Here is an 18,384-nt window from a genome sequence, read left to right on the forward strand (position 1 = left end):
CAAGGAGGGAATCCTGGTCAAAAAAATAATAATGATTTCATCAGATGAGAGAAAACTAATGAATACCAAGCCACTACTGGCGCTGCTTGGCGGCGCCCTAATGTCTGCTCATGCCTGGTCGGCACCGGAATATATCGCCGACGTGGATATTACTTCTTTTGACGGTACGGTCCTGGATGCGAACTTATTTATACCGGAGACTCCCGCACCAGCTGACGGTTACCCCACCGTTATTTTTACCAACAGCTGGGGACTGGAGAAGCACCAGTACCACTTCCAAGCCAAAGAGCTGGCAGAAAACGGCTACCTGGTGCTCAGCTATTCCACCCGGGGATTTGGGCATTCAGGGGGCCTTGTTGACGTCGCTGGGGATAACAGCCTTAACGATGTGGGAGTCCTGATCGACTGGCTGGAAACCAATTACCCGGTGGGCAAGTTGGGTATGGCCGGAATTTCCTACGGCGGTGGAATTTCACTACTGAGTGCCGCCAAACACCCTCGCGTCGATGCAGTAGCTGCACTATCCGGTTGGGCAGATGTAGTAGAAGCTTTGTACCCCAATGAAACCGTCAACCTGGTTTGGGGCACGCTGCTTGTTACCACGGCCTTCCAGAAAGAAGCTGAACTCGAGCAGGTATGGAGCAACCTGCGCGATGGCGAAAATATGGAACAGGTAGTTAATTTCGGCGCGCGGCGCTCCGCAGTGAGTTACGTGGACGAAATCAATCAAAACGGCACAGCGGTGTTGCTCTCAAACAATTTCGCCGACTACCTGTTTAAACCGAATAGCATGACTGATTTCTACTCCCTTCTCGAAGGGCCCAAGAAACTCATGCTAAACCCCGGCACCCACGCAATCACCGAAACTCTTACCGGAAACAACGGCCATATCTGGTCTACCAGTTTCCGCTGGTTCGACCACCACCTTAAGGGCGAGGACAACGGGATTGACACCGAACCCAAGGTGGATATGACTGTGCGTATCAGCAATGAGCTGGAGCAATTCGAGGACTACCCGGTAACGGACGAAAGCACCACCTGGTACCTGCAGCCACGCTTTACCATGTTCAACAATGCAAAAATGGAGAGTGACAAGTACGACGGCTGGAGCTGGAGTAATGAATTCCACGGCGGCTCAGATACCTTTGCCGGCACCGGTATTCCGCTGGTTTCCGATGCGCTGGAAGGCTTCGGTATCCCCGTTTACGCGCCCATGATCGCTATCAACGGCTACTACGCGATCGAGTACAAATCACCGATTCAGTGGGAAACCCTGAAGATTCGCGGCGTACCCAAACTCGAAATGTGGGTGGAACCCAGCAAAAAAGAAGTGCAACTCAACGTGCACCTCTACGATGTGGGTCCGCTGGGATTGGGACGCCTGATAACTCACGCCCCCTTTACCCTGCATTCAGACAAGTCTGGGCAAAAACAAAAGTTCGAAGTGGACTTTTTCACCACCAGCTACGATGTCCCCGTAGGCCACCGTGTAGTATTGGCCATCGATACTCAGGGTTATATCTACCAGAAGCCGGAAGATACCAACTACACCATCACAGTGCCCTACAGCAGCAGCAAGGTCTCTAGCCTGACCGTACCGCACCTGTAAGTCTCCCCACAGAAACCCGGCGTCCACTGCCGGGTTTCCTCCCACCTTCCCTTCAGCCCATCTATTTGCATCGCGTAATTTTTCTCCAAATCGGTACAATCAGTCTTTTGGCTGAGTGCTCCCCCTACCATGAAAAAGAACATCCCGCTCGCCCTGCTAACTGCGGCCCTGCTCTCAGTAGCAGGTTGTAACCCCGCAGAAAAAGCATCGGAACCAGCAAAAACCAGTACTGCCCAGGAAGTCGAAGCTAAAGGCCTCGATTTCGATAAGGCTCCCGAAGGGCGCCTGCCCGAGGGAACCACCCCCTTGGATTACCAGTTGGAACTGGTATTGGACCCTCGCAAAGACACCTTCACTGGCAAGGTGAATATCGATATCCAGCTAACGGAGGGCGCCCGGCATATCTGGCTGCACGGCAAGAACCTGGATGTGCGAGAAGTCTACGCACAGCTCGATGACGGTCGCCAGATTCCAGCTAAATACCGGGAAGTACTGGACAGTGGTGTTGCCGCAGTAGAGTTTGCGGAGAAGATCGATGCGGGCACTTTCAAACTGCATATCGACTACAGTGCTGCATTTGATCGCAACCTGGCCGGGCTTTTTAAGGTCGAGGAGCAGGGCGATGCCTATGCCCTGGCAAAATCTGAATCGATCCAGGCCCGCAAGTATTTACCCGGCTTCGACGAGCCGGGCCTGAAGGCCCCCTTTACTGTCAGCCTGACAATACCCGAAGGCTACGCAGCGATTAGCAATGGGCCCGAGCTGAAGCGCGAAGCGGCAGGTGACGGCATGGAGAAAGTCACTTTCGCCACCACACCACCGATGTCCACCTATTTGCTGTCCCTGTCTGTCGGCCCCTTTGACCAGGTTGAGCGCCCCGCCATACCGCCGAGCAAATACCGCAAGGACCCCATACCCCTGCGCGGCTTCGCCCGTAAAGGTCGCGGTGAGGATATGAACTACATCCTCGATATCACCCCCAAAATGGTGGAGACCTTCGAAACCCAGCTACAACGCCCCTACCCGTTCAAGAAACTGGACATTATTGCCGCACCCCAGTGGCCCAGTGGCGCTACTGAATTGTCCGCGGCAATTACCTATCGCGAACAGCGTATCCTGGTGGGCGACAACCCCGCTCCCGGCACCCGCCTGGCTCTCGTAGAAGTTCATGCGCACGAAATTGCCCATATGTGGTTTGGCAATCAGGTCACCCCCCCCTGGTGGGACGACCTGTGGCTGAAAGAAGGTTTCGCTACCTGGGGGGAGGCGCTGGCCCTCACCATTATGGAACCTGAAGAGGGGCACGACCTCAACGCAGCGACTTATGCGATCGGCGCCATGCAGCTGGACTCCCTGGCCAGCACCCGCGCCATTCGTGAGCCCATCGCGGACAACAACAATATTCGCAACGCCTACGATTCGATCACCTACTCAAAGAGCCTGGGCGTTATCCACATGGTGGACACCTATTTCGGAGCGGAAAACTTCCGCCCGGCACTGGGGCGCTACCTGGAAACCTTCTCCGACAGCGTGGCCGACTCACCACCCTTCTACAAAGTGATCGGCCAGGAAACCAACACCCCGGAACTGACCGAGACTTTCCGCAGCTTTGTCGAGCAAAAAGGGGTTCCACAACTGGATATCTCCATAGACTGCAATAGCGACGGCAAGGCCTCGCTGGTGGTTCAGCAGAGCCGTTACAAGCCACTCGGCTCCCCTATCGCCGACGCCAGCGATAAATGGAGCATCCCCTTCTGCTTCAGCACCGATAGCGGCGTGCAGCAGTGCCAGATCCTGACTGAGCCAAGGGAGACCCTGGAGATTACCGGCGGTGCCTGCCCAAATTGGGTAATGCCCAATGCTCAGGGCAGCGGCTACTACCGCTGGAACCTTCCCAAGGCGCAGTGGCAGGCACTGATTAAACAATTTGCCCATTTCTCTGCCACTGAGCAGCTGTCCATTATCGACAGCGCCTTCTCAGCTTTCGAGGTCGGCAATCTCACCGCGGCACCACTGCTGGAAGTAGTACGTAAATCCGCAATGGCAGACAAGCGCCAGGTGATCACCATGCCACTGCGCTACCTGCAGAAGTACCGGGATAACTACCTGGGTGAATCCCAGCGCTCTGCATTCCTGAACTTTGCCCAGAACCTGTACCTGCCGATACTAAATCGCAGCGCCAATAGCAGTGATAGCGACCAGCAGATGCTGCACAGCGACCTGCTAACCTTTATGGCGCAAGTTGCAGAAGATCCTGACTCGCGCAAGCAGTTACAGGAAATGGCAACCGCCTTTACCGGCTTTAAACAGGAACGGGACCCGAAGGCATTAAGCTCTGACCTGTACCAGGCAGCCCTCAGTGTGGCAGTACAGGATGCGGGGGAAGATTTCCTCGCACACCTGATCAAAGTCCGCGCCGAACTGGATGATCCCCGCTTTGAAAATGCCAGTGCTAATGCCATCGGCACCAGCAACAATCCCAAGCAAGTGGAAACCATTCAAGCATTGGCGCTTAGCGACGAAATGGGACCGAGAGAATCATTTGGCCTGATCCATTACGCCCTGGCCCAACCCAGGGTTCAGGAACAGCACTGGGAGTGGTTGCAACAGAACTTTGACAAGGTGGTAGATAAGATTCCGGCCCAGATCCGCCGCCGCACTCCATCACTTGCCGCTGCCTTCTGCGATAAACAGCACCTGGGCGAACTGCAAAAACTCTTTGCCCAGAAAGGTGAATTAGCCCCCGGATACCAGCGCAGCCTCGCGCAAGCCGAGGAGCGAATCCAGCTGTGTATGGCACTGGAGAAAAAAGGCAAGGCGTTAATGGGGGCATTGCCGAAGGCAGTCAATCTTGCTGCTAAGTAATTAACAAGAGAAGCTGTTATTTAAATAGCGATTCAAAAAAGCCGGTATTACTTAGTAATACCGGCCTTTTTATTACTGAGCGTATTTGAGTTAAACGGTTATGAAGAAGTGGATTTATTGTGCTTGCGAAGTCGGAAAGATAACCAGATCAATGGCAGCCCCAAAATAATCGCATAGGCACCGATTACCCAGAGCAACGCCAGAGCACCAGCCCCGGGGCTGACTAAAATCGCAACTCCGAAAATCACCGAGAGAACACCAATAGCGATCAGCAGCCACTCGTTATCAATTTCCTTGCGCAGGCGGACAGCACCGACAATTTCAAAGATACCCCGCACCAGGGCCCAGGCACCGATAAAAATCACCAGCACTAGAGCGGTAACCTGCGGGAAAATAAAAGTCACAATACCCGCAGCCAAACTGATCAGCCCCGAGACAATCAACCACCACAGTGGGGTGGACTTATGCCGCCCCATCACCGCTGCAACCAGGGAAAAAATACCATCCAGGAAAGCGTAAACCCCAAAAAGCAGCACCAGGGTCAACAGGGACAATCCCGGCCAGACAAAAGTCAGCACGCCAAAAATCACCGCGACAATACCGCGCAGCAGGAGTAGCCACCAGTTTGCAGACAACACCTGCAAAATAGGTCCGGTCGCCAGGGGAGGAGTGTCAGCGGGCATAGAAAAGTCCCCAGGTTGAGTAACTTTCCATATTGAAGAGTCCTTACCATCAGGGAATTGAATTTTTCCCCGGCGGTTTTTAAGGAGCATCTGAATAACTCCTTAAGGCAGCCTACGAACGCGGCCAGGCAGTCGACTCTGCAAAGACTGTGACCGCGCCGCAGACCACTATTTTCAGTGTAGCTCTAAACGACAATAGGGAAGTTACGCAAACTGCCCTGCGGGTCATGAAAGGAGAATAGGGAAGAATACTTTCGAGAGAACGGCAGCCCGAGCGGGCTGCCGCAATAGCATAATCAGGCCAGAGCGCCGATCACACCACGCAGTTTATCCACAACAGCATCGATCTCGTGCTTCTCGATAATCAGCGGTGGGGACATACACAGGGCATCGCCAATACCACGGGCCATCACTCCAGCTTCCCAGGCCATGCCAGAGACTTTAGCTCCGTATTTCCCTTTCAGGTCCTGCGGCGCGCGCAGCTCAATAGCGCCAACCAAACTGTAATTGCGCACATCGATTACATTGTCGAGGTCAGCCAGGCTGTGCAAGGCATTTTCCCAGTGCTGGCCTATTTCACCGGCAGCGCGGGTCAACAGGCCTTCGCGCTCGTAAATATCCAGAGTCGCCATTCCCGCAGCACAAGCAACCGGATGTGCAGAGTAGGTATAACCGTGGAAGAATTCCACCGCACCATCGGGAGCCGCATTCATCACGGTTTTATAAATTTCGTCGCTGACAAATACCGCACTCAGGGGCACTGTGGCATTGGTAATCCCCTTCGCGGAGGTGATCATATCCGGGGTTACGCCGAACTCCGTGGAGGCAAATGCAGAACCGGTACGACCCCAGCCGGAGATGACTTCATCAAAAATCAGCAGCAGGTCGTGCTTATCACAAATTTCCCGCAGGCGTTGCAGGTAGCCTTTGGGAGGCAGTACCACACCGCCGGCACCGGCAAACGGCTCAACAATCACAGCGGCAATCTGGTCGGCACCGTGGAAAGCTACCAGTCTCTCCAGGTCTTCAGCCAACTCAATACCGTGCTCCGGCAGGCCACGACTGAATGCATTGCGCTCGATATCCAGGGTGTGACGCATATGGTTGGCTTTCACCGGCTGGCCGAAACCCTGGTAGTTGGGAGGAATACCGCCCACAGAAATACCGCCGAAGTTTACTCCGTGATAACCCTTCTCACGGCCGATAAACATAGTGCGAGTGCCCTTGCCCCGTACACGCTGGTATTGCAGGGCAATTTTCAGGGCGCTCTCAACTGCTTCGGAACCGGAGTTACCGAAGAACACATGGTCCAGGCCATCGGGAGTGTGCTTGATCAGACGCTCGGAATACTCAAAACCCAACTCGTGACCAAAATTAAAAATAGAGCTGTAGTCGAGTGTTTTTGCCTGTTGATAAATTGCCTCGGCAATTTCAGAGCGGCAGTGGCCCGCGTTGCTGCACCACAGACCCGCAGTCGCATCAATAACCTGGCGACCGCCTTTCTCCGTGAGATAAATCCCCTCGGCGTGCTCTACAATTCTCGGTGCAGACTTAAAGGTGCGGTTGGGGGTAAACGGCATCCAGAAAGCATCGGTTTGCATCTCAGACATAGTATTAATCTCCGCAAGTTCCCTGAAGTTTCAAACTTTTAATTAGGGGAGCCACAGGCTCCCGAAAATCTGTTTGGTCGCTTGTCACCTAGGACAAGCGCAGGCCAGTTGTGTTCAGACCGGGGCTCAGGCCCCGAAACAGCAATATTTGGTCTCGTAAAATTCGGCCATACCCTCGACACCGCCCTCGCGGCCAATACCGGACTCCTTAACACCACCGAAGGGTGCCACAGTGGTGGAGAAAACCCCGGTGTTACAGGCAATCATGCCGTAGTCGAGCGCCTCTACCACACGATTGGCTCGGCGAATGTTTTCACTCATCACGTAAGCCGCCAAGCCGTAGGGCGTTTCATTGGCACGGCGAACCACATCTTCCTCATCGGAAAACTTCTGTATCGCCGCCAGAGGGCCAAAAATTTCCTCCTGAGCGATACGCATGGTATCGGTAACTCCAGTGAGGATGGTTGGCGCAAAAAAGTTATCGCCATTGGCCAGCTGCTCACCGCCAATTTCAATTTTTGCTCCGGCCTCAACTGCGTCCTGTACCAGTCCCTGAACCCGGTCCACAGCCCTGCGGAAGATCATCGGGCCCATATTGACCCCTTCCTCGGTAGCGTGACCGATCTTCAGGGCGGCAACCTGCTCGCGCAGCTTTTCCACAAACTGATCGTGCACGGATTCGTGCACGTAAATACGGTTGGTGGCCACGCACACCTGGCCCGCATTGCGGAATTTGGTCGCCATACAGGCGCTGACTGCGGTATCCATATCCGCATCGTCAAATACGATAAACGGCGCGTTGCCGCCGAGTTCCATGGACATTTTCTTCACGGTGCTGGCGCACTGGGACATCAACAGTTTGCCCACGGCAGTGGAGCCGGTGAAGGTGAACTTGGCCACACGGGGATCTTGGGTCAGCACTTTGCCGATACCCGGGGCATCACTGCCGGTAACTACGTTGATAGTCCCCTTGGGCAGGCCAGCTTCTTCTGCTAACTGGCACAATGCCAGCGCAGATAGTGGAGTCTCCAGGGCCGGTTTAATCACCACAGTACACCCCGCCGCCAGTGCCGGGCCCGCCTTGCGGGTGATCATGGCATTGGGGAAGTTCCAGGGGGTAATACAGGACACAACACCCACCGGCTGGCGGATGGTATTCAGGCGCATGGCCGGGTTGTGAGTCGGGATCGTCTGGCCGTAGGCCCGGCGGCACTCTTCCGCGAACCATTCAATAAAGGAGGCGCCATAGAGGATCTCACCTTTCGCTTCCGCTACCGGCTTGCCCTGCTCCAGGCTAAGAATCATTGCCAGGTCATCGCTGTTATCCACGATCAGCTGGTACCAGCGCTTGAGCACCGCAGCTCTCTCACCAGCTGTACGGCGGCTCCAAGCGGGGAAGGCTTCACTGGCAGCCGCAACTGCAGCTTCGGCATCCTCTGCGGTACCGTCGGCGACCCGACCCAGCAACTCGCCATTTGCCGGGTCACATACATCTACAGTGGCGGCAGCGTCACGCCATTCGCCCGCTATATAGTTCTGAAATTTCAACAGGTCCGAATTTGCAAGTTTCACAGGGAAATTCCTAGTAAATAGATGTTATTAGTAGTATGCGGCGATTCTGGCCGCAGCTGACTGAGGAGAATAGTAGTATTTTTCTAACTAAAGTTTATATTTATCAAACTTTAATTATATCTACAGCCAGAAACCATCTCAGCGCCCCAGGAAGTGCAACTATGAGCAAAACCAAAAATGCCCTGGGAGGCCGCCTTAGCGATATGGATTTGCGCCTGCTGCGCGTCTTCCGCGAGGTAGTACACGCCGGGGGCATCACCCCTGCCGAAGTCACCCTGAATATCAGCCGCTCCACGATCAGTGTGCATATCTCCGACCTGGAAACACGGCTGGGTATGCAGTTGTGTTTACGCTCCCGAGGCAGGGCCGACTTCAAACTGACCCCGGAAGGGGAGGCCTTGTATCGAGCTATTTTGGAGCTCGATGGGCACCTGGATACCTTCAAAAGCCAGGTCAATGCGATCCAATCACAACTCACTGGTACCCTGCGCCTGGTAATGCCCGACGATGTACTGGAAATACCGCAATTGAACTTGCCCGGAACCATTGCCCAACTGCGTGAGAAGGCCCCACAACTACTCCTGGAAGTAAAACTGGCCGCCCCTCAGGAGCTCGAGTTGGAAATCCTCGCTGGCCGCGCCGATATCGGTATCAACCCCCTGCACTCGCGTCGGCCCGGACTCGAATACCAACCCCTGTTTTATCACCAGTCGATTCTCTATTGCAGTAACAGCCACCCCTGTGCCCAGGTGTCAGCTATTGATGAGGAGCTACTCACCCAGCAGGAGTTAGCTGCGCCCAGCCATACTGTTCTCTCTGGTGCGGCGCACCTGTATCGATTGTTTCCCAAGCGATCCACAGCCAACCATATGGCGGCCAGGTTGGCGATGATCCTTTCTGGATGCTTTGTGGGTTTCCTACCGGAATACCTGGCCCGTAGATATGTCGGGGAAGGAACCCTACTCCCCCTGCTGCCGGAAAAGTTTCACTACCAAATACAAAATGCTGTCACCTTCAAGAAAAGTGCAACAACTCATCCCGCTGTGCAGCTTTTTTTGGAAGCCTTGCAAATCAATAGACAGATATAGCCACTGCTATTTATTCCTAGTGATACTGAAATAATCGAGCCAAGAATCCAGTAAATAGAGAGATAAGCATTTTAAAAATTATCAACTATTTATGATCGATTCTCTATTGTGGAATTCGTCATAATAATTAAATAAATTTAAACATAAAAACACAACCAAAAAGCAAATCATCTGTAACTTAATGCGTCACAGTGGTAATCTCCTCCTCCAATAGAATTACAGGGATAACCCGTGATAGATTTTAAAAACTCACCGGTCTTTAAACTCAAGCCTATAGATATCTCTGAAGCCAGGGATGACTTTAATAAGTTCCTGATCGAGGGGGAGTTTATTTTTGCTGGTTTTAAAACTATTCGCGATCAGGTAGTTTTCACCAACAAACGCATTATTGCCGCCAATGTTCAGGGTATCACCGGCTCAAAAGTAGACTACACCTCTTTGCCTTTCAGCAAAATCCAGGCATTCTCTGTTGAGACCGCTGGCACTTTTGATCTGGACTGTGAAATAGAAATTTATTTAAGCGAGATCGGTAAGGTAAGGTTCGAAATAAGAGGTTCTTTCGATCTTATTCAGTTCAACAAATATATCAGCCAATATATATTGGACTGATATCAACCCTTAGTAAATACACAAAATAACTGGGGCTCATCAGCTCCCACAACTTTATCAATCAACCCGATAGTAGAGAGGGATGTCCATGTCGCAAATCTGGTTAGAAAGCCTAATTACTGAAAATGCACAACAAGGCTTTGAACTTGCAATGAAACTATCCAGGATGGGAGTTAAATATACCCAGCCTTCAGATGAAGTACGGGGTAAGCTAAGGTCCGCCTATGAGGAAAATGCAGACAGCCTGATCGCCTCCTCTCAGGTTGTTGCCATTAACTTCCAAACCGTTGCAGCTGCCAATAATTACTGGCGCGGCTAAAGGGTTAAGAATGCGTTATCTTTGTAGAACGGGTAACGCATTCTAAATCTGCAAACATTCAAATAATTTCCCTTCACCTCCTCCTCAATAATTAATGGTCTTTTAGTACTACAAACACTCTGAATCTGTACTAAAAATTAGCCATCACTATAGGTAGCTGCAAGATCGTCATATTCACTGTTGACGCTCCCGACCTTATTGATATTTATAAACATTGCGATACTGTCGTTGGTACAAGATAGATTAACTCAACGATCAGTAATATTGCGCCTCAAATGGGAAGGTGAATGAGATGGAATACAATGACGACGAAAAGTTCTTAATTCAACTTTGGGAAACCCATACCAAGGCCGAATTCGATCTAAAAGATGCCGATGCCGCAATTGCTACCATGACAGAAAATCCTGTATTAATTCATGTACCCGTTAATACCGGCGCAACGGGAAAAGAACCCTTACGAAAATTTTATAGGGATATATTTATTCCTCAAATGCCAGCGGATATAAATTTACAACTTCTTTCCCGCACCGTGGGCAAAGACAGCTTAGTGGATGAGTTTATTCTTCACTTTACCCATTCTATTCGTATGGATTGGTTCGCACCTGGTATCGAAGCAACAGGGAAGAAGCTTTCAGTCCCCCATGTGGGAATTATTAGCTTCTCCAACAGAAAAATCAGCTCTGAGCATATTTACTGGGACCAAGCGACTGTCTTGGATCAATTGGGTATATTGCAGTCAGGTCTACCAGTAACAGGAAGTAGTCAATGTCATCGCTTGTTAAATAGTAATGCTCCGGCAAATGACCTGATACCGTAACTTTCATTCCCAAAGGGCAAAATCCCAGCCGATCCCCAATCTGACCAGTAGGTCACAAACGGGTCGACGAAAATATCTATAACTGAATCCAAAGCGTGGGCATTTGCGTCTAACTACTGTAATTCCAGGAGCCTTTGAATAACTCCGTAATGCCTCTGCGGGTCTTGAAGGCTGCAGATGTTAGGCGCAACTCGCCGCGAATGGCCGTAGCCCTTTGCAAGAGCTGCAACGCAGCAGCTGTGGCCTTCAAGGCGCGCCCTTCGGGGCCTGCAGAGCGATTCACACTCCGCGTTGCGACTTCTTGAAAGGTCTAGACATTCCAGCGAAGCCGCGCCTTGATTGTGAACCACTCTGCAAGCCAGAGGTATCACGGGGTTATTCAGAGGCTCCTTAAAATGATATAGCGATTAGAATTTGCGGTAACATCAGTAGATTACCGTTTTCACTAATATATTTTACCGAATTGGTAGGGGTAGTTATGCGAACACTTGGAAATTTCCTCTGGTTTATCCTTGGTGGTGTCTTTATGGGACTCTGCTGGTGGTTTTGCTCGCTGATTGCCTTTATCAGTATTATTGGTATTCCCTGGGGAAGAGCCTGCTTTGTAATAGGCAAATTTTCTTTTTTCCCCTTCGGCAAGGAAGCAATTTCCCGAGAAGAGCTCACCCTGCGCGGTGATATTGGGACAGGTGGTTTTGGTTTAGTCGGAAATATTATCTGGTTCCTATTGGCCGGTATCTGGCTCGCTATTGGCCACCTTCTGCACGCTATTGCCTGTTTTATTACTATTATTGGTATACCTTTTGGTTTACAGCACCTTAAGCTTGCGGCAATTTCACTCTCTCCGATAGGTAAGACTATTGTCAGCAAGGAAGTAGCCCATTCCGCTAAAATGCGTAATGCAGATGTTGAAGTAACCAGATTAAGAAGTGGTACTTAAGTAAACATACATTAACAGTGATACCGTACCAACTTGGGGCTATTTAAAAATAGTCCTGAGATCTCAAGCCCCACCGCAATAAATCAATAAAAAATTTTTCAGATCAGAAAAATCACTCTGTTTATCTTTTTTATAAGTAGATACAAATAATTTACAGTATTCAATTTTGAATCAATCCATTAATATCAAATTCAAACCTATTCATTTGTACGATGCTTAGGAAAACTATAGAAACCAAATAATAAAATAAGGATATTTAATGAAAAACATAGTAAGACAAGTCACTGGCTCAATTATGCTTTCTTTGGGGCTTATTGGCCTAAGTGCCTATGCGGAGCCAGTAGAAAGTACAGAGCCCGCACAGGTTATGCTTTTTGGTAGCTTTCACTTTAACCACTTCAGAAAACCCGGTAAAGATGTGGTGAAAACACAAGTTATTGATGTTTATACCGACGAAAGTCAAAGGTATTTGGAGGATTTATCCTCACGGATTGCCGCTGACTCGCCAACACATGTTCTTCTGGAATGTCACACCAATGACGAAGGCAAAATGAATCAGCGCTTTGCCAGATATATCAAGGGTGAGCACAAGCTAAATAGAGGAGAAAGCGAACAGCTGGGATTTAGAGTAGCCAAGAAAGCAGGCCTATCAAAAGTAAATTGCTATGATTCGGATCAGAATCTTCCTTACGGTGAGCTTTTATCCTACTTAGAGAAGAGTTCTCCCGAGAGGAAAAAGTTGATAGATGATTACCTTGAAGCCTGGGGAAAACGTTTCAATGATCTGTATGCCTCATCAACCTTGGAGCAAGCTCTCGATAAACACAATGATCCCGCTGAAGACAAAATAAATGTAGGCTCCTATATAATGCTCAATGACGTTGGCCAAGGCGATAATTTTATCGGTGCCGATCTATCCACCAAATGGTGGTCCAGAAATTTCCGTATGTATGCCAATATCCAGGCGATTGCCCAGCCAGGAACCAAAGTATTTGTTCTTGGTGGCCAAGGACACAGTTCTGTAATGAGACCCATGCTCGAGCTGGATGACAAGCGTGAAACCTGGAATGTCAGAGACTATTTCTAAGCTGGTCGCCGAATAAAAAATCAGCCCCTACGGGGGAGGAGCCCTGCCATTGGATTTATAGATAGAGTTATCCTCTATATCCACTTCATAGGCAGGGCACTATGCGTTTTTCTCCCACTATTTTACTAGGGCTTCTGTTTGCCCTGATACAACCCGCGTCAGCCAGTACTTCCAAGGAAATCCAGGTATCCTCTGGGAAAATAGAGACACTCCCTCCTCTCATTCAGGAAGGGCTTTCCGAGCGTTCTGTTCGAGTATGGCTACCCAATAATTACCCGACTCAACAGCCCTACGCCGTTGTCTATATGCATGACGGGCAAATGCTATTTGATAAAGGTACCACCTGGAATGGCCAGGAATGGGGTATGGATGAAACGGCTTCAAAACTGATCTCCCAGGAAAAAGTCCGTCCTTTTATCGTTGTTGCTATCGACAATGTCAGCAAGTTCCGACATGGCGACTACTTTCCACAAAAGGCTAGGGACTTTCTACCAAGTGATGCCCGACAATCCAAGCACCCTTTCAACCAAGCTGAATTACGGGGCGATCTTTACTTGAAATACCTAGTGACTACAGTAAAGCCGTATATTGATGAACATTACGCAGTTGGATATGGAGCCGATGATACCTTTATCGCCGGTGCCAGTATGGGAGGTTTGATATCACTCTACGCCGTTGCCGAATACCCCGATATTTTTTCCACGGTAGCAGCAATATCCACTCACTGGCCGGGTATTAATCCAGATGACAGCCTCCCCTTAGCGGAAGCTATTCGTGCTTATTTACGGGAAAATTTACCGAAGCCTGGCAATCATCGATTTTATTTTGATCATGGAACAGAGACTTTAGATGCCTACTACCCACCACTGCAACTAGCAGTAGATCAGATTATGCGCCAGCAAGGTTACAGCTCCTCAGACTGGTTAACTCAAGTATTCGAAGGGCACGCTCACGATGAGGAGTCTTGGAGTTCGCGTCTCGATCAGATATTAATATTTATGTTAGGACACCAAAAAAACAAATAAGTGCTTTTTTCCTTCACATGCCGGTACTCGTATTGAGTTAAGACTTTACTGGCCGGCATGCTAACACTTAAGGCCTTCGTTTTAATATCAGGCGATAATCTCAGTGCAACTACACTTCTCTATCAGTATCTTATATCGCTTTAAAGAGTAAAAGCTATGGCGTTAGAGAACTCTCCTGACGCACAAACGTTTCTCACAACACATAAAAAACGTAAAAGTAGGACAGTACTTTTGATACCCGGTATTTTTGATCGAGGAACCTCCCTGTTAAAAATGCAACATGAGCTGGCTGCTGATGGATTTGACGCTCATTATATCCACCTGCGCTACAACTCTGGCTGGCATGGTATGGAACACCTCTCATCCCAGTTACTCGCCAAGTTGGAACATATTGTAGAAAAAGATACCACATGCACATTGGTAGGCTTTAGCATGGGGGGGATTGTCGCCCGATATTACTTGCAGGCCTTACAGGGTATCCATAGGGTCCATAAGTTTATCTCCATCTCATCGCCCCACTACGGCAGCTACTGGGCAAGTTTTCTTCCTTATAAGGGAGGTAAACAATTGCGGGTTGGCAGTGATTTTTTGCGAAAGTTAAATCACGGTTTGAAGATGCTCGAAAGTACGCAACCAGTTTCAATTTGGACACGCTATGACATTACTATTATGCCCCATAGCAGCGCCATACTCGGCCTTGGCACAACATATGAAGTTCCAGTGATATTACATCGAATGATGCCAATGAGCCGTAAAGTAATCTCTGTACTAAAGCGGGAATTAGAACTTGGCATGGCTTAATTTTGTAACTCAATCTGAATGGTTAATTCATACTGGATGATTTTGGCAGGAGGCTGATGCATGGAAAACTCCCGATGGAAAGACTCCGCTAACCGTTCGAGCTATTCACAATTACTATAGAAAATTTGAGAGCCTGATCGCGCTTATTTTAACCTTTATCATTGTCGTAATCGTCATCGTTGCCATTAGCCGTCTAGGTTACTCTGTGTACAGTATGCTACTTATTGAAGTGCAAGACCCATTGGATCACAATGGTATTCCAAACAATATTTGGTGAAATAATCATACTACTGATTGCACTTAGGTTCAGCCACACCCTTCAATATGTAGTCACACGTCAACAAAGTATTATTCAAACTAAAGTTGTTGTACTCATTGCTATTTTAGCTTTATCTAGAAAGTTTATTATTTTGGACCTGGACAAAGTTGATGCCGGAGAACTTCTAGGTCTATCTTCAGCCACTCTGGCATTAGGTTTTACTTATCTGATCTTAAAAATCAAAAATAAAATTTAAGCTGTTGATTAGAAAATAGGGCGGAGAACATCTCCACCCATTATAGTTAGCTATCTTCGCGCAATGCATGATGCAGCTTTACAGGATGCGTTTTGCGAGCCTTCTTACTGCGCAAGCGAAGATTGAGGAATTCAACTGCCATTGAGAATGCCATGGCGAAGTAAATATACCCCTTAGGTACATGCACGTCGAATCCTTCAACGACCAAAGTTAACCCAACCATAATAAGGAAGGACAATGCCAGCATTTTTACGGTGGGATGGCGATCGACAAAATCTCCGATCGGTTTCGCCGCAACTAACATTACAATTACAGCCAAGATTATGGCTACCGCCATTATTGATATTTCATTGACCAATCCAACAGCAGTAATCACAGAGTCGAGAGAGAATACGATATCCAGCAGAGCAATTTGTAGCAGCACCATCCAAAAACCGGCACTGCCTAGAGAGGAAGCACTTTCTTCCTCTCCTTCAAGGCTGTTGTGAATTTCGTGGGTTGCTTTAGCAATCAGGAATAGACCTCCCCCCAATAGAATTATATCCCGGCCAGAAATATCCATACCGAAAATACTAAATAGCGGCTCAACCAGGCCCATAATCCATACGATAGAGAAGAGCAGGGCCAGACGTGTTACCATTGCCAGGGTTAGACCAATAAAACGTGCCGGCTCTCTCTGCTTTGGTGGAAGCCTTCCGACCAGTATAGAAATAAAAATAATATTATCGATACCCAGCACAATTTCCAATGCTGCCAAAGTGGCCAAGGCGACCCAGGCCTCGGGGCTGGTTATCCACTCAAACATACAAAATAATCCTTATATCAATTATTATTTACATTGAGGTCCACGCAGGACATAAACTATCGAGAAAATCAGCCTTTTCATAGAACGTTCACTACAGATAGCAATTCTATGTATCTTCTTCCAACCATGCCATAGCCTCGGGTTCGGATTCAAAGGTCCGATACTCTCCACCGATAAACCAACTCCCCACTTTACCAGCTACTTGCAGCCAGCGCTTGCTAGACAATACCGCAATACGATTAAATTCTCGCCCATACTCAACCCCCAATTTGAAATCATCCCAAGCCGCTCGAGGCTCCCAACCCTCAAATTCTCGGGCATCCATAAATACATTAATCTTTGGATGACCGACCTTTTCAATCGCTGAGGTAAGCATTGGCACCATGGCCTCGTAGTCTTCATGAGTCAGCTTACCTCGGGCTTTCAAAGTAAGAAAAATATGCTCAGATTTCTGCTCAAGACCGATAGACACACCGTGAGACGTAGCAGTCATAAGATACCTATAAAATTTGATGGGTTATGAGAAATTCATTACTCAACAATTCAGCGAATCCTAGTTTTTCAAACATCTGTTCCAAAACTTCCCTCTTAGCCAGTTAAGAAGATAACTGTAAATTTATTTTAGCTAGTTGATTTAACACCTATAGTTATGATTTCATGGCTCACGGGCAACACTTTGATATGACTCCCCTGTCACCCCTAGACTCACCTCTATTTGGCAATGCCTTTGTAGAACCTCGCATGAGGGAAATATTCAGTTTTCACAATTATTTGCAGTCCTGTATAAATACTGAGGTAACGCTGGCCAAAGTACAGGCATCTCTCGAAGTAATTCCCAGTTCCGCCGCTAAGGGGATTGCCGATGCTGCGGAGAAATATATTCCAGATCTGGAAGAGTTACAGAAAAGTACAACATTGGTGGGCTATCCAATCTTGCCTTTAGTGGAGCAATTAGCAAAACAGGCGGGAGACTCAGGTCATTATCTGCACTGGGGTGCAACTACACAGGATGTTATGGATACTGCAACGGTGCTACAAATGCGCAGCGGGATAGAATTAATTGAATCACAAGTTCGGAAAACCATAACTGCGTTATTAAGTCTAGCAAAGAGGTACCGCGATACACCCATGGCGGGCCGTACTCACTTACAACAAGCCATTCCCATTACTTTCGGCTATAAGGCTGCTGTCTGGCTTAGTGGCCTGGATCGCCACCTGGAACGCCTTTCGCAACTGAAAGCTCGAGTGCTGGTTGTCCAGTTTTCCGGCGCCGCTGGGACACTCGCGTCTCTGGGGACAAAAGGGCTAACCGTGCAACATGCACTGGCAGAAGCGCTTGATCTGGAAGTTCCAACTATTACATGGCACTCAAGCCGGGATGGCTTTACGGAAACTGTTCAAACACTGGCATTAATATGTGCTAGCTTGGCGAAGATTGCTGTAGATGTATCTGTAATGATGACAACGGAAATAGCAGAAGTTGCTGAACCTTTTGCCCAGCATCGTGGCTCATCCAGCACAATGCCACAGAAGCACAATCCCATTTCTTGTGAGTTGATTAGCGCTAACTCAAAAATGGTACGTGAGCATGCCGGATTGATGCTTGATGCAATGGCAGTGGACTTTGAGCGCGCTACTGGACCATGGCACCTTGAGTGGCGGGCAATCCCTGAGAGCTTTGCCCTGACTTCAGGATCGCTCTCCCAAGCAAATTTCATGTTGACAGGGCTCCAAGTATATCCAGATAAGATGAGAAGAAATTTAGATTTATCCAGGGGGCTGATTTGCGCTGAGGCAGTAATGATGACTCTGGCTCCCATAATAGGACGGCAAACTGCACACAACTTAGTTTATAATGCCTGCAGGCAAGCAGTAGATACCGGTAGCCCTTTCGCAGACATACTTTTAGAAATGCCTCAAATAAGAAAAACATTGACTGAAAAGGAGATAAAAACCCTGACAACCCCAGAAAATTATCTTGGCTCGGCACCTGAAATGGTGGACAAAGTTGTGAATAACCGCTGACAGCGCTAATCAGG

18 protein-coding genes are annotated in these 18,384 nt (G+C 49.0%); 12 read left to right on the plus strand and 6 right to left on the minus strand.

What is annotated here, in order from left to right; translation table 11 throughout:
- The first annotated feature begins 58 nt into the window (after positions 1-58).
- Complete coding sequence (locus BTJ40_RS20410) at positions 59-1,609, plus strand: CocE/NonD family hydrolase (protein ID WP_108735371.1); 1,551 nt, start codon at positions 59-61, stop codon at positions 1,607-1,609.
- 129 nt (positions 1,610-1,738) lie between these two features.
- Positions 1,739-4,474, plus strand: coding sequence for a M1 family metallopeptidase (locus BTJ40_RS20415; RefSeq protein WP_108734812.1), 2,736 nt, complete (start codon positions 1,739-1,741; stop codon positions 4,472-4,474).
- 98 nt (positions 4,475-4,572) lie between these two features.
- On the opposite strand, the gene BTJ40_RS20420 is transcribed toward BTJ40_RS20415, so the two are convergent.
- The 3 genes from BTJ40_RS20420 to BTJ40_RS20430 form a co-directional block, all read right to left on the minus strand.
- On the minus strand, positions 4,573-5,247 hold the full coding sequence (locus BTJ40_RS20420) for an HdeD family acid-resistance protein (protein WP_238152079.1): 675 nt from the start codon (positions 5,245-5,247) through the stop codon (positions 4,573-4,575).
- Between the two features lie 206 nt (positions 5,248-5,453).
- Positions 5,454-6,767, minus strand: coding sequence for an aspartate aminotransferase family protein (locus BTJ40_RS20425; protein ID WP_108734813.1), 1,314 nt, complete (start codon positions 6,765-6,767; stop codon positions 5,454-5,456).
- A gap of 126 nt (positions 6,768-6,893) precedes the next feature.
- On the minus strand, positions 6,894-8,339 hold the full coding sequence (locus BTJ40_RS20430; protein ID WP_108734814.1) for an NAD-dependent succinate-semialdehyde dehydrogenase: 1,446 nt from the start codon (positions 8,337-8,339) through the stop codon (positions 6,894-6,896).
- Between the two features lie 161 nt (positions 8,340-8,500).
- Here BTJ40_RS20430 and BTJ40_RS20435 point away from each other — a divergent pair, with 161 nt between their 5' ends.
- From BTJ40_RS20435 to BTJ40_RS20450, 4 genes are all read left to right on the plus strand, one after another.
- On the plus strand, positions 8,501-9,427 hold the full coding sequence (locus tag BTJ40_RS20435; RefSeq protein WP_108735373.1) for a LysR family transcriptional regulator: 927 nt from the start codon (positions 8,501-8,503) through the stop codon (positions 9,425-9,427).
- Positions 9,428-9,658: 231 nt separating this feature from the next.
- On the plus strand, positions 9,659-10,036 hold the full coding sequence (locus tag BTJ40_RS20440) for a PH domain-containing protein (protein WP_108734815.1): 378 nt from the start codon (positions 9,659-9,661) through the stop codon (positions 10,034-10,036).
- Between the two features lie 88 nt (positions 10,037-10,124).
- Complete coding sequence (locus BTJ40_RS20445; RefSeq protein WP_108734816.1) at positions 10,125-10,355, plus strand: hexameric tyrosine-coordinated heme protein; 231 nt, start codon at positions 10,125-10,127, stop codon at positions 10,353-10,355.
- 292 nt (positions 10,356-10,647) lie between these two features.
- Positions 10,648-11,172, plus strand: a complete 525-nt coding sequence (locus BTJ40_RS20450) for a nuclear transport factor 2 family protein (RefSeq protein ID WP_108734817.1) — start codon at positions 10,648-10,650, stop codon at positions 11,170-11,172.
- A 109-nt stretch (positions 11,173-11,281) separates the two neighbouring features.
- Here BTJ40_RS20450 and BTJ40_RS22430 read toward each other — a convergent pair whose 3' ends face one another.
- Positions 11,282-11,455: a hypothetical protein gene (locus BTJ40_RS22430; protein WP_157954181.1), complete on the minus strand. Its 174-nt coding sequence runs from the start codon at positions 11,453-11,455 to the stop codon at positions 11,282-11,284.
- 195 nt (positions 11,456-11,650) lie between these two features.
- On the opposite strand from BTJ40_RS22430, the gene BTJ40_RS20455 reads away from it, so the two are divergent.
- The 5 genes from BTJ40_RS20455 to BTJ40_RS22635 all read left to right on the plus strand — a co-directional run bounded on the left by BTJ40_RS20455 (position 11,651) and on the right by BTJ40_RS22635 (position 15,540).
- Positions 11,651-12,112, plus strand: coding sequence for a YccF domain-containing protein (locus BTJ40_RS20455; protein ID WP_108734818.1), 462 nt, complete (start codon positions 11,651-11,653; stop codon positions 12,110-12,112).
- Positions 12,113-12,371: 259 nt separating this feature from the next.
- Positions 12,372-13,199: a DUF5694 domain-containing protein gene (locus tag BTJ40_RS20460; RefSeq protein ID WP_108734819.1), complete on the plus strand. Its 828-nt coding sequence runs from the start codon at positions 12,372-12,374 to the stop codon at positions 13,197-13,199.
- 101 nt (positions 13,200-13,300) lie between these two features.
- Complete coding sequence (locus tag BTJ40_RS20465) at positions 13,301-14,224, plus strand: alpha/beta hydrolase (protein ID WP_108734820.1); 924 nt, start codon at positions 13,301-13,303, stop codon at positions 14,222-14,224.
- A 156-nt stretch (positions 14,225-14,380) separates the two neighbouring features.
- Positions 14,381-15,025 carry a lipase gene (locus BTJ40_RS20470; protein ID WP_108734821.1) on the plus strand — a complete coding sequence of 215 codons (645 nt, stop codon included), beginning with the start codon at positions 14,381-14,383 and terminating at the stop codon, positions 15,023-15,025.
- Between the two features lie 251 nt (positions 15,026-15,276).
- Positions 15,277-15,540: a phosphate-starvation-inducible PsiE family protein gene (locus BTJ40_RS22635; protein WP_202862836.1), complete on the plus strand. Its 264-nt coding sequence runs from the start codon at positions 15,277-15,279 to the stop codon at positions 15,538-15,540.
- Positions 15,541-15,586: 46 nt separating this feature from the next.
- Here the strand turns inward: BTJ40_RS22635 and BTJ40_RS20480 are convergent, their stop codons facing one another.
- Together BTJ40_RS20480 and BTJ40_RS20485 are read right to left on the minus strand one after the other, a co-directional pair.
- Positions 15,587-16,345 carry a TerC family protein gene (locus BTJ40_RS20480; RefSeq protein WP_108734822.1) on the minus strand — a complete coding sequence of 253 codons (759 nt, stop codon included), beginning with the start codon at positions 16,343-16,345 and terminating at the stop codon, positions 15,587-15,589.
- A 106-nt stretch (positions 16,346-16,451) separates the two neighbouring features.
- The gene (locus BTJ40_RS20485; protein WP_108734823.1) at positions 16,452-16,838 is read right to left on the minus strand and encodes an STAS/SEC14 domain-containing protein; all 387 of its coding nucleotides are present in this window, start codon (positions 16,836-16,838) and stop codon (positions 16,452-16,454) included.
- Positions 16,839-17,002: 164 nt separating this feature from the next.
- Here BTJ40_RS20485 and BTJ40_RS20490 point away from each other — a divergent pair, with 164 nt between their 5' ends.
- Complete coding sequence (locus BTJ40_RS20490) at positions 17,003-18,370, plus strand: adenylosuccinate lyase family protein (protein WP_202862837.1); 1,368 nt, start codon at positions 17,003-17,005, stop codon at positions 18,368-18,370.
- Positions 18,371-18,384 lie beyond the last annotated feature (14 nt).

This window comes from Microbulbifer sp. A4B17 (genome assembly GCF_003076275.1).
Lineage (GTDB): Bacteria > Pseudomonadota > Gammaproteobacteria > Pseudomonadales > Cellvibrionaceae > Microbulbifer.

Excerpts from the sequence above, each read along its gene's own strand:
- BTJ40_RS20410 (WP_108735371.1), top strand. The coding sequence starts at position 59 with ATGAATACCAAGCCACTACTGGCGCTGCTTGGCGGCGCCCTAATGTCT.
- BTJ40_RS20415 (WP_108734812.1), top strand. The coding sequence starts at position 1,739 with ATGAAAAAGAACATCCCGCTCGCCCTGCTAACTGCGGCCCTGCTCTCA.
- BTJ40_RS20420 (WP_238152079.1), bottom strand. The coding sequence starts at position 5,247 with ATGCTCCTTAAAAACCGCCGGGGAAAAATTCAATTCCCTGATGGTAAG.
- BTJ40_RS20425 (WP_108734813.1), bottom strand. The coding sequence starts at position 6,767 with ATGTCTGAGATGCAAACCGATGCTTTCTGGATGCCGTTTACCCCCAAC.
- BTJ40_RS20435 (WP_108735373.1), top strand. The coding sequence starts at position 8,501 with ATGAGCAAAACCAAAAATGCCCTGGGAGGCCGCCTTAGCGATATGGAT.
- BTJ40_RS20445 (WP_108734816.1), top strand. The coding sequence starts at position 10,125 with ATGTCGCAAATCTGGTTAGAAAGCCTAATTACTGAAAATGCACAACAA.
- BTJ40_RS20450 (WP_108734817.1), top strand. The coding sequence starts at position 10,648 with ATGGAATACAATGACGACGAAAAGTTCTTAATTCAACTTTGGGAAACC.
- BTJ40_RS20455 (WP_108734818.1), top strand. The coding sequence starts at position 11,651 with ATGCGAACACTTGGAAATTTCCTCTGGTTTATCCTTGGTGGTGTCTTT.
- BTJ40_RS20460 (WP_108734819.1), top strand. The coding sequence starts at position 12,372 with ATGAAAAACATAGTAAGACAAGTCACTGGCTCAATTATGCTTTCTTTG.
- BTJ40_RS20465 (WP_108734820.1), top strand. The coding sequence starts at position 13,301 with ATGCGTTTTTCTCCCACTATTTTACTAGGGCTTCTGTTTGCCCTGATA.
- BTJ40_RS20470 (WP_108734821.1), top strand. The coding sequence starts at position 14,381 with ATGGCGTTAGAGAACTCTCCTGACGCACAAACGTTTCTCACAACACAT.
- BTJ40_RS22635 (WP_202862836.1), top strand. The coding sequence starts at position 15,277 with ATGGTATTCCAAACAATATTTGGTGAAATAATCATACTACTGATTGCA.
- BTJ40_RS20480 (WP_108734822.1), bottom strand. The coding sequence starts at position 16,345 with ATGTTTGAGTGGATAACCAGCCCCGAGGCCTGGGTCGCCTTGGCCACT.
- BTJ40_RS20485 (WP_108734823.1), bottom strand. The coding sequence starts at position 16,838 with ATGACTGCTACGTCTCACGGTGTGTCTATCGGTCTTGAGCAGAAATCT.
- BTJ40_RS20490 (WP_202862837.1), top strand. The coding sequence starts at position 17,003 with ATGGCTCACGGGCAACACTTTGATATGACTCCCCTGTCACCCCTAGAC.